The 15,469-nt window shown below is 45.9% G+C and carries 11 protein-coding genes; 6 read left to right on the top strand and 5 right to left on the bottom strand.

The window, feature by feature from the left end:
* The first annotated feature begins 27 nt into the window (after positions 1-27).
* Both ACRD6K_RS18780 and ACRD6K_RS18775 read left to right on the top strand, forming a co-directional pair.
* Complete coding sequence (locus ACRD6K_RS18780; RefSeq protein WP_430974495.1) at positions 28-849, top strand: class I SAM-dependent methyltransferase; 822 nt, start codon at positions 28-30, stop codon at positions 847-849.
* Positions 850-903: 54 nt separating this feature from the next.
* Positions 904-2,091 (top strand): glycoside hydrolase family 18 protein, encoded by a 1,188-nt coding sequence (locus ACRD6K_RS18775; RefSeq protein ID WP_299584116.1) that lies wholly within the window; start codon positions 904-906, stop codon positions 2,089-2,091.
* Between the two features lie 441 nt (positions 2,092-2,532).
* Here ACRD6K_RS18775 and lgt read toward each other — a convergent pair whose 3' ends face one another.
* Positions 2,533-3,378, bottom strand: a complete 846-nt coding sequence (gene lgt / locus ACRD6K_RS18770; protein WP_430974494.1) for a prolipoprotein diacylglyceryl transferase — start codon at positions 3,376-3,378, stop codon at positions 2,533-2,535.
* A gap of 286 nt (positions 3,379-3,664) precedes the next feature.
* The gene (locus ACRD6K_RS18765; protein WP_430974493.1) at positions 3,665-4,204 is read right to left on the bottom strand and encodes an ester cyclase; all 540 of its coding nucleotides are present in this window, start codon (positions 4,202-4,204) and stop codon (positions 3,665-3,667) included.
* 215 nt (positions 4,205-4,419) lie between these two features.
* On the opposite strand from ACRD6K_RS18765, the gene ACRD6K_RS18760 reads away from it, so the two are divergent.
* From ACRD6K_RS18760 to ACRD6K_RS18745, 4 genes are all read left to right on the top strand, one after another.
* The gene (locus ACRD6K_RS18760) at positions 4,420-5,007 is read left to right on the top strand and encodes a flavin reductase family protein (RefSeq protein WP_430974492.1); all 588 of its coding nucleotides are present in this window, start codon (positions 4,420-4,422) and stop codon (positions 5,005-5,007) included.
* Positions 5,008-5,100: 93 nt separating this feature from the next.
* Complete coding sequence (locus ACRD6K_RS18755; protein ID WP_430974491.1) at positions 5,101-7,206, top strand: M3 family metallopeptidase; 2,106 nt, start codon at positions 5,101-5,103, stop codon at positions 7,204-7,206.
* Positions 7,207-7,430: 224 nt separating this feature from the next.
* Positions 7,431-7,829: a heme-binding domain-containing protein gene (locus ACRD6K_RS18750; protein WP_430974490.1), complete on the top strand. Its 399-nt coding sequence runs from the start codon at positions 7,431-7,433 to the stop codon at positions 7,827-7,829.
* A 24-nt stretch (positions 7,830-7,853) separates the two neighbouring features.
* Complete coding sequence (locus ACRD6K_RS18745; RefSeq protein WP_430974489.1) at positions 7,854-8,318, top strand: heme-binding domain-containing protein; 465 nt, start codon at positions 7,854-7,856, stop codon at positions 8,316-8,318.
* 517 nt (positions 8,319-8,835) lie between these two features.
* Here ACRD6K_RS18745 and ACRD6K_RS18740 read toward each other — a convergent pair.
* The 3 genes from ACRD6K_RS18740 to ACRD6K_RS18730 form a co-directional block, all read right to left on the bottom strand.
* On the bottom strand, positions 8,836-11,013 hold the full coding sequence (locus ACRD6K_RS18740) for a hypothetical protein (RefSeq protein ID WP_430974488.1): 2,178 nt from the start codon (positions 11,011-11,013) through the stop codon (positions 8,836-8,838).
* 39 nt (positions 11,014-11,052) lie between these two features.
* The gene (locus ACRD6K_RS18735) at positions 11,053-13,770 is read right to left on the bottom strand and encodes a TonB-dependent receptor (protein ID WP_430974487.1); all 2,718 of its coding nucleotides are present in this window, start codon (positions 13,768-13,770) and stop codon (positions 11,053-11,055) included.
* Between the two features lie 658 nt (positions 13,771-14,428).
* Positions 14,429-15,133, bottom strand: coding sequence for a hypothetical protein (locus ACRD6K_RS18730; RefSeq protein WP_430974486.1), 705 nt, complete (start codon positions 15,131-15,133; stop codon positions 14,429-14,431).
* Positions 15,134-15,469 lie beyond the last annotated feature (336 nt).

Below are 15,469 nucleotides of genomic sequence, written 5' to 3'. Positions count from 1 at the left end.
TGAATAACTCATAAAAATCTCCAACCAATGACTCCTGAAAAAGACTACATCGCCATCAACCGCGAATCGTGGAACAACAAAACAGCCACGCATCTCCAGTCCGATTTCTATGATCTGAAAGGCTTTCTGGCAGGCAAAACATCCTTAAAGTCCATTGAACTGGAACTTTTGGGTGATGTGCGCGGAAAGAGTATCCTCCACCTGCAATGTCATTTCGGACAGGACAGCCTTTCATTGGGGCGCATGGGAGCCCGGGTAACCGGCGTTGACCTTTCGGACCGGGCCATTGAGCAAGCCCGCCAGCTGGCCGAAAAAACGCAGATTGAGGCCAAATTCATTTGTTGTGACCTTTATGACTTGCCCCGGCATCTGGATGAAAAGTTTGATGTGGTGTTTACCAGCTATGGCACCATTGGCTGGCTGCCGGACCTGGATCGCTGGGCCCGGCTTATTGCCAGCTACCTAAAGCCAAACGGCCAGTTTATCTTTGCTGAATTCCACCCGGTGGTCTGGATGTTCGACGACCAGTTTCGGCAAATTGCCTACAACTATTTCAATTCCGGAGCCATTGTAGAAACGGAATCAGGCACCTACGCCGACCGGGATGCACCCATCAGCCAGGAGTTTGTTTGCTGGAACCACAGCCTGGGTGAAGTCATCACCAGTTTGATTGAAAACAAGCTTGTGCTAAACACGTTCAACGAGTTTGATTATTCGCCCTACAACTGTTTTAACAACACCCTGGAAGCGGAGCCGGGCAAATTCCGAATCCAACACCTTGGCAATAAGCTGCCCATGGTTTATGCCCTAAAAGCGAGCTTAAAAAAAGTAACAACAACAGCGCGATAAAGCTGTTGTCCTACAAAAACACTAATTTTGCATTACAAATTCAAAACCTTCGACATGAACAAATTATTCGCTATTGTTTGTCTGGCAATTCTCGCAACTGCGATGGCCTGTACCTCAACCAGTGAGCCGGCTAACAAGCCTGCCCGCGTGATTATGGGTTATTACTTTGCAGGAGAAGATGCACAGATTGAAAAACTTCCGCTGAACAAGTTAACGCACATCATCTTTTCGTTTACCGAAGTATTGGACGGTGAGATGAAATTTCCAACGGCATTCAGCGCGGATCAACTTCACCGCCTGGTCGCCCAAAAAGAGAACTATCCCGGACTGAAAGTGATGGTTGCCTGCGGTGGCTGGGTTGGCAGTAAAGGATTTTCGGAAATGGCTGCAACTCCTGAATCGCGCAAAAAATTTGTGGATAGCACCGTTGACTTCATTAACACATTCAAAATTGACGGAATCGACCTTGACTGGGAGTATCCGGCTTTGCCAGGAGATAACAACCCTTATGGCCCGGAAGATACGCCCAACTTTACTTCGCTGGTTAAAGAGCTTCGCGAAGCGATGGATAACATCGATGAAGATTTAATCCTGTCGTTTGCCTCAGCCGGATGGGCCAAGTACTACGACCATATTGAGACCCTTGAGGTGATGAAGTATGTGGATTACATGAACATCATGACTTACGACCTGACTACCGGAGCCAATCCGTTTACTGGTCACCACACCAACCTGGGACTGATTACGAAAGAAGACCTGGAAGGAACACCAATGATGGAGGCTTACAAAGCCGATCCGGATTTTGATGTTGAAAACTGGACGCCTCGTTCTACGGAGTTCATTGTTGACTATTGCATTGATCTTGGCATTGAGCCTTCAAAAATTGTGCTGGGAGCTGCTTTCTACGGACGCGGATGGAAAGGTGTTCCACCGGAAAACAATGGTCTTTATCAACCCAACCAGGGAATTTTCATCAACTGGGCTTCCTACTCGCTTATGCGCGACAAGTACGAAAACAAGAATGGCTACGTTCGCCATTGGGACCCGGTAGCCAAAGCGCCTTACCTGTACAGTGCGAAAGACAGTATTTTCTTTTCGTACGACGACAGCACTTCGCTGAAAATGAAGAGCCGCTATGCAATCGACAAAAACCTGGGCGGAATCATGTTCTGGCACCTGGGTGACGATACCACCGAAGAAAACAGCTTGCTAGATGCCATTTATGAGGAAATGACACGCTAAAACAAGCACTGAAAATAAAGAGAAAGGCTGTCTCAAAGTAATTTTGGGACAGCCTTTTTTTATGGCTAAACTGACCAGCTTTTCCAAAGTTTAGGTAGGTACTTTGGAAAAGTTAAGAAAACGTTCCACGCCCAAAAGCTTATCAGCCAAATGATAGCAGAATCAACGATTTCGGTCCGATCCGCCACTATTTCCATGCAGTCCGACACAATTTCGATGCAATCCGCCATGATTTCGGTCCAGTCCGATGATATTTCCGTCCGATCCGCAAGCATTTCGGAACAATCCGACGGTATTTCGGTGTAGTCCGAGAGTATTTCCCTGCCCTCCGCAAGCGTTTCGTAACCATCCGTAGCAAATGCGCTCCAATGAGCCGTTCTTTCGTGGCAAACCTACTGCCTGCTCATCTTCCCAGTGAAACACAAAACCCAGAGCCCCTGATTAAAGGCTGAGTTCCCTCATTTTTGCTGTCTTTTGCATCCCGTAGATGACAAACCCGACTCCAATGATGATGTAGGGAATACTCAAAAGTTGTCCCATATCTAATTTCATATCCTCCTCAAATGCCACTTGCCTTTCTTTGATAAATTCGACAAAAAACCTGGCAATAAAGACTAACAACAAGGTGAAACCAAAGAAAAATCCATTTCTCAGATAGGCTCTTTTCGTTTTATACAAGGTGAATGTTATGCCGAAAATCAAAAAATAAATCAATGCTTCATAGAGCTGTGCTGGATGTCTTGGAATTTGATCCACCCGTTCGAAGATAAAACCCCAGGATGCAAAAGTTGGCCGGCCAATAATTTCTGAGTTCATCAGGTTCGCCAGTCGAATAAAGCCAGCTCCCAGGCCGGCAACAACAGCAATCAAATCCAGTGTATCAATGATGGCGTGTTTTGTTTTTCGGGAATAAAAAATTATGGCAACAATTAGACCTAAAGTACCTCCGTGGCTGGCAAGCCCCTGATAGCCCGTAAACTTAACGCCACCATTTTCCAGAAATTTGATTGGAAGAATCATTTCAATAGGGTGGGATAAATAGTATTCAGGCTCATAAAAGAGACAATGCCCCAACCTGGCCCCTACCAGAATACCGATAAAGCCATAGGTTGAAAGTATTTGCAGCTTGTCATTCGAGAGCTTCTCCTGCTTAAATATCCAGCTAAGCACATAAAGACTCAGAAAAAGTCCACTCACAAATAACAGTGAATAATAACGAATTGAGATCCCTAAAACCTTAATGATCTCCGGGTCTGGATTCCAATGAATGTAGTTCAATAGCATCATTCAGTTTCCTATATTAGCAGGCCTCATTTAGCTTCGCGCTCGCAGAGTTGCTGTAGCAGCAAATAATTAGTTGAAAAAATACAGATTTTGCGGGGTAAAGTTGATCGGGAAGCTTTTTCATTGGTTTTCGTTTTAAGGGTGTTAGCAAGTCGATTAGCGTTTCTAAAAATAGGAATTTATTGTTTCATGTTTGGCACGTTTACCCAACAAATCAACCGCCCTTATATTAAGATGGCTCAACGCTATCTTACGTCAAGCCATCTTAATGGAGGCCAAGGGGAGTATCCTATTCATTAATTTCTTCCTTCATTTGAAGTTCCAGACCAAGCTGCATCATCATTCCCAGTTCATCCATAACTTCCCATTCTTCAACAATCTTTCCGTCCACCAATCGGAAAACCGTAAAGATATCTACCTCAACCTTTTTCCCGGTAGCAGGCAGGCCTTCCATATCCCCCTTATGAACTGCCTCCAGCCTTACACGACTCATCACCCAATCGTCTTCAGCAATTAATTGATTAATCGTGAGGTGGGAATCATGCATTGCTGAAAGATAACTCTGGTACACCTCCTTGTACTCTTCCAGTCCATTCATCTCCATGGACGTTCCATGATAAACCACATGGGGAGATTGTAACTCTTCTAAAATCTCAGCATGTCGTTCATTCCATTTCCCATCCCAATACCGCTGAATAATTTGCTTATTCTGCTCCTCAATGTTCTGTTTAAGCTTAAAGGCGTCAAGCTCAGTCCTCGCTGTTTTATCATGGCATGAAGTACCGAATAATAAAACACATGCTAAAAACAAAAAAACGATATTTTTCATGACTGTTAATTTTTGGTCCAATATTAAATTTACGAAATAAGCACCTCACACACAAGAATCTAAGCTTGAAAGACAATGCGCCCTGACAAACAGTTGTCAAAAGGAAAAGCGGCCCCATAACGGTTCAGAAACCGAAAAAAGGCCAGTCCGTGCACATGAACTCATGAGTCGATGTACTTAGGGCACTTTTTTTACCTTTGCACCAAAACACAAACATGTCAAAAGTCAATTGGAAACCGGGAACCATGGTGTACCCCCTCCCCGCGGTGTTGGTTAGCTGTGGTGTTACCCCCGACGAATACAACCTGATTACCATTGCCTGGACTGGAACCATTTGCAGCGATCCGCCCATGTGCTATATTTCGGTTCGGCCCAACCGCCATTCCTACGAAATCATCAAACGCACCGGCGAGTACGTGATCAACCTGACCACCGAGAAGCTGGCGCGGGCAACCGACTGGTGCGGGGTTCGTTCGGGCCGCAAGTTCGACAAGTGGAAAGAAATGGGACTGACTCCGGCTCCGGCAAGTGTCATCCAAACCCCCGTTATAGAAGAAGCCCCCATCAGCATTGAATGCCGGGTGAAAGAAATTGTTCCACTCGGTACCCACGACATGTTTATTTCCGAAGTGGTGAATGTCATGGCCGATGAGCAATACCTCGACTCTGAAACCGGAGCATTTAGCCTGAAGAAAGCCGACCCGATTTGTTACTCACACGGGCATTATTTTAAGCTCGGCGATCCGATAGGCAAGTTTGGCTGGTCGGTTGAAAAGAAGAAGCGCAAGAAGAAACGAAAATAAGGATGAACTATTTTTAAAGTTTTCTGTAATATTCTGTTACAACTTACAACACATCCTACAAACAATTTACTGAAAACTTAAAAACGAATAACAATGAAAAACAATTACAGGGTGTTAACCACCCTCTTAGTCTTATTGATTATGATGACAACGCAAGCAGAGAACAGCGAAAATCCGCTACTGAAACCTTTCCAGGATATCCATCAAACCGCCCCCTTTGGCGAAATTAAAAACGAGCATTTTTTACCCGCTTTCAAAGCCGCCATTGAAGAAGCACGGGCCGAGGTTAATGCCATTATCAACAACCCCGAACCCGCATCATTTGAGAATACGATTGTAGCCATGACCAAATCCGGTGATCGTTTGTCAACCATTCGCAAAATCTTTTTCAACCTGAACTCGGCTGAAACCAATGAGGAGATTCAGAAGATTGCCCAGGAAGTGGCTCCGATGCTTTCTGAATTCGGAAACGATATTTCGTTGAACCCCGATTTGTTTGCCCGCGTAAAAGCCGTTTACGAGCAAAAAGACCAGCTGAATCTGAATCCGGAGCAGGCTACCCTGCTCGAAAACTCCTACCTGGGATTTGTTCGCAGCGGAGCAAACCTGAACGATGCCGACAAGGCCCGCTACCGCGAAATTACCGGCGAGCTTTCAAAATTAAGCCTGAAGTTTTCAGAGAATGTGCTGGCCGAAACCAATGCCTTTGAAATGCACATCACCAACGAAGACGAGCTGGCCGGACTTCCGGATTTTGCCAAAGAAGCTGCTGCCCACACGGCCCAGTCAAAAGGCAAAGAAGGCTGGATTTTTACCCTGCAGTACCCCAGCTACATCCCTTTTATGAAATACGCCGACAACCGCGCATTGAGGGAGAAAATGTACCGGGCTTTCTCGACTAAAGGCAACCAGGGCAACGAGTACGACAACAACGAAATCATTCATACCCTTGTCAACCTGAAGCTGGAAAAAGCCAAATTACTGGGCTACCAGTCGCATGCCGACTACACGCTGAAACGCCGCATGGCCGAAACGCCCGAGCGCGTAATGGAATTCCTGGATGATTTACACCAGGCATCGCGGCCGGCTGCCGAGAAAGACTTTGCCGAGGTGGTTGAGTTTGCCCGTTCCGAAGGCTTTGAAGGCGATCTGCAACGCTGGGACTGGGGCTATTATTCAGAAAAACTGAAAAAGGCCCGCTATGGATTCAACGAAGAAGAGGTCAAACCTTACTTCAAACTTGAAAATGTGATTGATGGGGTATTCGACCTGGCTCAAACCCTGTATGGCCTTGAGCTGAAAGAAAACCAATCGATTCCGGTTTACCATCCGGATGTAAAAGCCTACGAGGTATTTGATGCCGACGGCTCTTTTGTTTCGGTGCTTTACATGGACTTCTTCCCGCGCGACGGCAAACGTTCCGGCGCCTGGATGACCGATTTCCGCGGGCAATGGCTGGAAGATGGAAAAGACATCCGCCCCCATGTCAGCATAGTGACCAACTTTACCAAGCCTACCGACACCAAACCATCGCTGCTTACCTTTGATGAGGTAACCACCTTTTTGCACGAGTTTGGGCACGGATTGCACGGCATGCTGAGCCAGTGCCAGTACGAAAGCACCTCGGGAACCAACGTCTTCTGGGACTTTGTGGAGTTGCCATCGCAAATTCATGAAAACTGGGCCTACGAAAAAGAATGGCTCGACCGCTTTGCCGTTCATTACGAAACCGGCGAGAAAATTCCTGCCGATTTGATTGAGAAGATTGTCGCTGCCAAAAACTTCCAGTCGGGCTACATGTCTGAACGCCAACTAAGCTTTGGCATGCTCGATATGGCTTACCATACCATTACTTCGCCGCTAACACAGGAAGTGGCCGAAGTGGAAACAAAAGCCATGACACCAACCGAACTATTCCCTGTTGTTGAAGGAAGTCTGATGAGTACCTCGTTTAGCCACATTTTTGCCGGAGGCTACTCGGCCGGCTACTACAGCTACAAATGGGCTGAAGTGCTGGATGCCGATGCTTTTGCGGCTTTCAAGGAACATGGCATTTTTGATCGGGAAACAGCCAAGGCTTTCCGCACCAACATCCTTGAAAAAGGCGGTAGCGAAAACCCAATGGAATTGTATGTTCGTTTCCGCGGACAAGAGCCAACCGTAGACGCCTTGCTTGAGCGCAGCGGACTAAAAAACTAACTTGCACCAAGTGGCAAGCACAAAGCCTGGACATTCATTTGTTCAGGCTTTTTTGGGCTCAAACTGGTCGTTTCTTTCCCCATTCTGAATGGAAAACAAAAGCAGCAACTCGCTATTTACAAATTTTTTAGAAAGTTCAATCAACATTTAAAAGCACTTGCCTGTTGTGTGCTTAAATGACCTAACAAGAAGATTTGTAATCAAGCATTTAAACCACACAAACGATGAAAAGACAAAACTTACCGGCTGTTTTTGCGCTCAGCATGATCTTCAGCCTGCTTACTTTAGCTGGACAGGCTAAGCCCGAAACCAAAACCGAAGCCGACACCTTGCAAGTCCCTCAAAATGTCAAAGTGATTCTTAACAATTCCTGCTTTGGCTGCCACAATACCGACTCGCGAAACGATGACGCCAAAGAAGAGCTTGACCTGAAAACCTGGCACCAACTCACCGGTACGAAAAGGCTGCTTGCCTTAAAACACATTCGCGAAACCATTGAGGAAAATGAGATGCCTCCTAAAAAGTTTCTGCAGCACAAGCCGGAAAAGGCACTGAGTGCCGAGCAAAAGAAACTGTTGATTGACTGGGTGAAGCAGGAAAGTACCGCTTTATTGAAAAAGTAGGTTTTAACGTCAAAAAAAACATCTATGCGAACTGCTTTTCGTTTGCTGATCCTACTATTTATTGTGGGATTGGTAGTCATCCAGTTTTTTCAACCCGAGAAAAATACCGCAACTGACAGTCCCGACCATCTGTTTAAGCAAGTAGATGTGCCCGATGATGTTTCGGCCTTGCTCAAGCAGGCTTGTCTCGACTGTCATTCCAACCAAACCCAATACCTGTGGTACCACCAGATCGCGCCGGTTTCGTGGTTCATTAACGACCATATTGTTGAAGGGAAGGAAGAACTGAATCTTTCCAACTGGGGGAACATGGAAATTTTAGATCAGATAGCCGCCATGGAAGACATGAGTAAGGAAATCCGAAATGGCAAAATGCCAATCGCCTCTTACAAACTGATGCACCCCAAAGCACGCCTCTCCGAACAAGAAAGCCAACGCCTGATCGAATGGACTTCAAGCTTTAGTGAAAAACTGCTGACCGGAGAATGAGGCAATTGACCAGGGAACGAATTACAATTTACGATTTGGGGAGGAAAGAAAATAGAGAGGCAAAGGGAGAGGAATAGGCAAAGAGAAGGAAATCAACCTACAAGAAATGAAAAAACCGCTTCTGCTCTCAGAAGCGGTGTCAATCTTAAGTATAGACTAGAAACCAGAACCGTTTTAATCCGCTGTTCTAAGACTAAAATTCACCTGGTTTTTCTTGGGACTAATTTGAGCAGCTTCAACCGTTGCTTTTTCGTATGGAATCTCAAGGACATCGGCCGCCTTGTTTTCTTTTCAGCAGCAAAAGAAAAACTGACTATTCCGGCTAATAAAAAGCTTACGATAAGTGCTTTCATCTTGTTGATTTTATATTTTACTCAAATATACCTCAACCCGATTAAGTCTGGATTACATAAAAATTAAAGTTCAATTAAACAGAAAAAGTCCCGGACACAAGGTGCCGGAACTTTTTAATTTACGGGAATTGAAGTCTGCTTAACTTCAATATTGTTAATCTAGTTTAGTCTACAATCACTTCGCCATTGCTGGCGGTATTTAGCGCATCTGACAACCAGGCTGGTTTTCCTATGCCATTGCCAGCTCCTTTGGCTTCCGTATTTTCACCAATTGTCAGCCCATCGGGACCTTTGGCCTGATCACCAATTTCCACAAAGTTGGCATTGGTAATCACAATGTCGCCAGCAGCAATGCGGGCAACCGCATCGGCATCAGCGTAGAAGTAAGAATGGCTTGAGCCATCCACCAACCCGCCAATCACGATGTTGTCAATGTTTTGCTTACCACCTCCTTCTTTAAAGTAGAACGGCTTTTCACCCATACCATAAACGGTCAGGTTTTTTAGCGTGGCGTTGGTCATTGGCGTAGCTTCCGCATTGTCGCCATTGTTTGAGCCTTCGATTCCTGATTTGGTGGAATACAACGACAACCAGTTCTCGCCGGTTCCTGACCAGCCATCGGCAAAGTCAATCCCGTCGTCATCGCTGTATACCGACACCAAGTGAGAAGCATCCACGGTTCCTCCGAAAAACTCAATTCCGTCGTCTTTGCCTTTGTAAGAGACAACATAATCAACAACGGTTCCCGAACCGACTCCGAAGAAAGAAACGCCGTTAAATTGCTTCGTATCGCTGTAGTTGAATCCGGTATATTCTACACGCAGGTAGTTGATTACTCCGGAATTGTCATCGGCCACATTGCCGCCATAAGGCAAGCCTGAAACCTCCGCTCCGGCTGAAGCATCTGATTTGTTGGTTGGTGCTTTTCCGCAAACAACCAGTCCACCCCACGAACCCGGAGTTGGATCATCTGAAGTCATCACCACAGGTGCGTCCGCAGTTCCGTTAATGAAGATTTGAGCATCCTGTGCCACGGCAATGTAAGAGATTTGTCCGCCAATGGCTTCAATCACTGTTCCGGCAGGAATCGTCAATGAAGCACCTGCTTTTACCACCAAGGCTCCGGTTAGTTTATAAGCTGTTCCGGCATCCAGCACAACATCTGTTGTAATGTCACCACTCAAAGCCACTTCGCCTCCGGTTGGCGCATCGCCAAATACTGTAGTCGACTCATTGACCTGATTCAAGGCATCCGGCATCCAGTCTGGTTTTTCAATGCCATTACCCGCTCCGGTAGCCGCCGGGTTTTCGCCAATTGTCAATCCGTCCATTGCTTTGGTTTGCGCACCAACCAGGTCCACAAAACGAGCGTTGGTTACCACCACATCACCAGCTGCAATACGGGCCGCAGCATCAGCGTCGTCACCATCGGCATAAAACATGGATTGTTCCTTGCTGGCTACCAAGCCTCCAATTACCAGGTTGTCAATCATTACCTGTCCGGCACCTTCTTTCAGGTAGAAAGGCTTTTCGCCCATGCCATAAACAGTCAGGTTTCTCAAGGTTGCGTTGGTCATTGGTGTTGCAGCACCATTGTCGCCGTTGTTTGATCCTTCAATTCCTGATTTGGTTGAGTTCAGAGCGACCCAGTATTCACCGGTTCCTGACCAGCCATCAGCAAAGTCGATACCATCATCATCACTTCCTACAGATACCAGGTGAGAGGCATTCACCGTTCCACCAAAGAACTCAATACCATCATCCTTACCCATGTAAGAAACGACGTAATCAACCTCGGTTCCGTATCCTACGCCGAAGAAAGAAACACCGTTGAACTGCTTGGTGTCGCTGTAGTTGAATCCGGTGTATTCGACACGCAGGTAGTTAATTACTCCGGAGTTGTCATCGGCCACATTGCCACCATAAGGCAAGCCCGAAACTTCCGCTCCGGCCGAAGCGTCCGATTTGTTGGTTGGCGCTTTTCCGCAAACAACCAAACCACCCCATGATCCGGGTGTTTTGTCGCTTGAAGTCATCACCACCGGTGCACTGGCCGTACCGTTAATAAAGATTTTGGCATCCTGTGCCACAGCAATGTAGGAGATTTGTCCACCTACTGCTTCAATCACCGTTCCGGCAGGAATCGTCAAAGAACCCCCAGCTTTTACAATCAAGGCTCCGGTCAGGCTATACTTGGTGTTAGCATCCAAAACCATATCCGTTGTTACCTCTCCTTCCAGATTCGAATTTTCTTCAGGAACCTCTGGGGTCGGATTGTCTTCATTACATCCGGCAAAGCCCAGCAATACGATAGCAAACAATACGAAAAGTAATTTTTTCATGTTTTAAAAATTTAATTCGTGTAATCGATTCAATTCATTTTAAAATTTATAAGACAGTCCTACACTGAATTTCACTCCTTGCTTGTAGGATCTGATCAGGTGATCGGCAGAGGCATTTTCCTGCACCCGGTCGATGTCACCATTGAGCATATTTTTGGCTGAGAAATTCACGCCCAGCTTATTGAAAGATGCTTTCAACACATAGTCAAGCGTGTGGACACGCTTGTCGACCTGGTTGCCGAAAGAGGAAAAGCCAATCAGGTAAAGGCGGTCGGAAACATAGCCATACACCAGCGAAGAGCTTAGCGCGTTTTTACCTTCGCCCCAGGTGCGTTTATAGCCCAGGCTGGCATTGGCCATTAAAGGCGCAGCCCCCTGCAAGACATCCTTATCCTGGTTGAAATTGATATTGATCAGGGAGTTTCCGTTCTGATCTTTCGTTTCTTCCCGAACTTTAGCCCCATCCAACTCCTGACTGGTTTCCATCAGCGTCAGGTTGGCCGAGGCAAACAGTTTCTGATAGTCAGTTCCTGTTGTTTGGGTCCACAAATCTTTTTTCACTTCCAGCTCGGCGCCATACAAATAGGCATAGTCGCCCGTATTGGCATAGGTAAAATCGTTGGAAGCCGAGGCCATCACCACCCGGTTCATCGGGTCGGTAATGTATTTTCCGAAAGCGGCTACCGACACCAGTTCGCCACTGTTCGGGAACCATTCCCACTTCAGGTCGCCATTGTACACTTTGGAAGGATACAGGTAAGGGTTACCCACCGTGGTTTCGGTAATTCCTTCAAATAGAAACAGGGCCATTTCGGTAAACTGAGGCAAGACATACGTGTTACTGGCCGCCAGACGTAAATTGCTTTTCTCGTTCAGAGCATAGCGCAACGACAAGCTTGGTAAAACTTCCAGTTCGTTGAAGTTGCCGGTTCCGCCATCCGTATCCAGCGCAGTTACAAAATCGACTTGTTGGTTGACATTCTCCACCCGAAGGCCCAGAACTCCCAATAGTTTTGGTGACAGCTGGTACTCCAGCGACGCAAAGCCTGCATTGATCAGCTGTGTTCCCTCGTAAGTTGAAGGGCGAATGGTGTTTCCAAAGAAGGTTTTCAGGTAAAAGCCATAGCCATCAGGGCGCTGCAGGTTGGCAGCATTCAGAAAAGCGTCCACGTCCATCACGTCAACATAAACATGGTATCCGCCCGGAGGTGGGTTGAAAATGTTCCGGTTTCGGTAAATGTCGTGGTTAAACTGAGTGGCTTCAAACTGACGCTCTTTGTACTTTCCGGAGTAGCCCAGGGTTAGTTTTCCGCGGAAATCATCGGTTCCAATTCCTTCGCCAAACCGGTAAGCCGTGCTCCAGTTCAGGGCATATTCATTTTCGTTGAAGTCGTGGAAATAACGAAAGTTGTCCGACTCATTGTCATCCGTAAAATAAGCGCGACCATCCCTTAGCCCGTTCAGGGAAAGGTGACGACGGTCGGGCGTAATGTTATGTACTTTGTTGTAAGAGAGGCCCCAGTTCATGGTCACCTGCGGGTTCAGTTCGTGCTCACCCAACAGCTGATTCACCCAAATGGTGGTTCGCTCAAACTCCGAGCGGCGAATCAGCGCGCTGTCTTCAGCCAGGTCTTTGACAAATCCACGCAGGTTTTTCAAGTCCTGATTCGACGAATTCAGCAACATGGTATTGAAATAGTAATCCGACTGCTTGTGTTCCAGGTTCAGGTTAACCATACCTGTAGTCTGCGTTTCATAGGCATACTGCTCGCCTTGCAGGTCTTTGCGCACATCGTCACTCCCATTAATCCGCCGCTGCATCAAGTCGCTGTAGCTGTATTCATTATCGAAAGACGCCGTAAAAAAGGCATTCAGTCTCGAATCGGCCACTTCAAACGATTTGCCGCCGGAAAGGCCGATTCCCAGGTTCGGGATGGCTGTTTTCTCCACCGGGTTCCAGGAGTTGCCGAAGTCATAAGCATCTAAAGAAGGCGTTGGCTGGAAATTGTCGAAACCCGAAAAGCCCGGCCCATCTTGCAGGTAGAAATGATCCACGCCCGGCACGCTGCTGTTTACGCCGGACTTAAGGGCCAGCTCAAAAAAAGGATCGCCGGTAAATTTCTTCGAAACAATGTCGATATTGGCCCCCGCAAAATCGCCATACAAGGCACTGGTAGCTACTTTTTCCACTCCAATGAACCCAATCACATCCGAAGAGAAAAGTCCCAGGTCAATGTTCTTGGTCTCGGCATTGTTGGATGGGAAAGGCAAGCCATTCAGGGTAGTGGCATTGTAGCGGTCGCCCAGCCCGCGAATGTTCAGGCTTTTACTGCCTTCCTGCTTGCTCACCCCGGTAATTTTTGTGGCGGCAGCAGCGGCATCTGAAACTCCCTGCGTCGAAAGCTGCTGAGCCCCAATAGACTCCTTCATAATGGCAGCCTCCTTCTGATCCATCAGCAACATGGTTTCCGACTCGCGGTTGGCCTTAGCCACCACTTTTACATCCTCAATCTGTACTGTTGATTCGCCCAAAACAAAGGGCAGATCGACGATTTGATCCTCCACAACAGTAACATCTTCGAGCGTTTTCGTTTCATACGAAATAAACGAGCAACGCACCGTGTACTTTCCGGCGGGCACTTGCTCCAACCGGTAGTTCCCATCAAAATCGGTAATGGTTCCCAAGCTGGTTCCTTCCAGAAAGATGGTGGCGCCAATCAGTGTTTCTTTGGTTTTTGCATCGACAACCGTTCCCACAAGGGATCCAGTTTTAGCTGATGCCAGCTGTGAAAAGTTTGCCAACAGGCAAACGAAAAGTAATTTTTTAAGTCCCATAAATTTGTAATCAATTATCCAATCTGCTCAACCACTGGGGTTGATTCCTGCCGATGGACACAAGCTGTTGCTGGTTTACAAAAGGTTGGCTGATGCCAATTCGGGCTTTAGCAGGTCACCCAAATTCGATGTTCAAAATCACCTTTTACAAACATGCCACTGCGTGTCCAATCGCATTTGTTTTCACAGGCGAATTACGAGGAATTAGATTACAACTTGATTACAGTTTTTATACGGTTAAATTACATCTGGATAACAAAAGGGAAAAGGAACAGGCAGAGGCAGAGGCGAAGGGAAAACGCGGGGACAGGCCGAGGCAGAGGCACAGGCGAAGGAAAAGACGCAGGCAAAGAGATAGGAATCGGAGACGGTTGAAGCTCAGAAACAGGCTAATGCAGGAACGGATGAAGCATGGATTCCGTATCTTGCGTGGTCGGGAACGGATGGTTGGTACATGTTGTCTTTACGGATTTCGGGGAGCGTTCCTGTCCGAAGGACACGGAACTGCGAAACGAGAATCCGCAGTTGGCATACCACCGAACCCCGCCCTGCAATATGTACTGTGTTAGCGGTTGTTTTTTCATCTTTTGAAGGTAAAAGTTAATCCTGCTTTTAGAAAATCATATTTGTCAATATTCTCATAGCCAAACTCAATACCTACTAGTTTCTTATAAACAAAACTTTTAATAAAAGCTGAGTATGTAAAATAGTCGAAATAATATCCAGTTGTTAATCCCGCATATAATTTTTGATAAATAAAAATATTACTCAGCCCAAGCTCAAGTCCAATATTATTTTCGTTATTCAGGTCATGATAACCAAGTTTCAATTTGGCTATGATGCCAGTATTTTTAATAAATGTTTCTGCCGAGATATTAAAATTGATAAAGTCAAAATCCCTTGTTGGATAGTTATATTTATAAAATTCAACCGCTAGTAAAGATAAATATCTAGGATATTTCCATCCAGCGCTGATTCCATAAGAATAGTCTTTATTAAAGTCTGTGTTCCCTTGTAGTTTAAATACGAAGTCTTCTGAAAAATCTTCAAAATGTATTAAAGGTCTTTCGTCATAGCCATTACTTATTTGTAGTCCAAATGTTGAGCTAATAAAGTCATGTTGAACACCTATTGTCAACCACTTTGTGTTATAAATATCCAGTCGATTCATTACTCCCGAAAGCATTTCATTAACGTCCGTTGAATCTTTACCTTCAATTTTTTGAGCTTTTGTCTCAATTGAAGAAACAATAATCAAGAAACTTAGTATTAATATTTTAAACATTAACGTCTGTTTCATTTTGGTTTTAAAATAACCGCTAACACTTGTATACCCACAGTCTTGTGGATATATTCGCTTTAGCAGGATGTGTTTTAGCTGGTTAAAACGCTGATTGTGTGCGGTGGGTGTCCGTTGGTTAATACTGTCATTGGTTTTTTCCTTTTTCGATTTCGTCGATTAAGTTATAAAAATTTACAAAATGTATGTACAAATAAGCAGCTTTTTATTTTCGGGTAGTGTTCATTAAACTGTGTCAATTATATTTTGCTATTAGAGTTTTAGTTTGCATCGTTCTCCAAATTTGATAATTAATTCTTGTTTTACTTGCCCCCAGTAAGG

Origin of the sequence: Sunxiuqinia rutila (assembly GCF_050589705.1) — a bacterium.
In the GTDB taxonomy this organism is placed as follows: domain Bacteria; phylum Bacteroidota; class Bacteroidia; order Bacteroidales; family Prolixibacteraceae; genus Sunxiuqinia; species Sunxiuqinia rutila.
The sequence above is the reverse complement of the archived record's forward strand: the minus strand, read 5'-3'. Positions and strand labels throughout refer to the sequence as shown.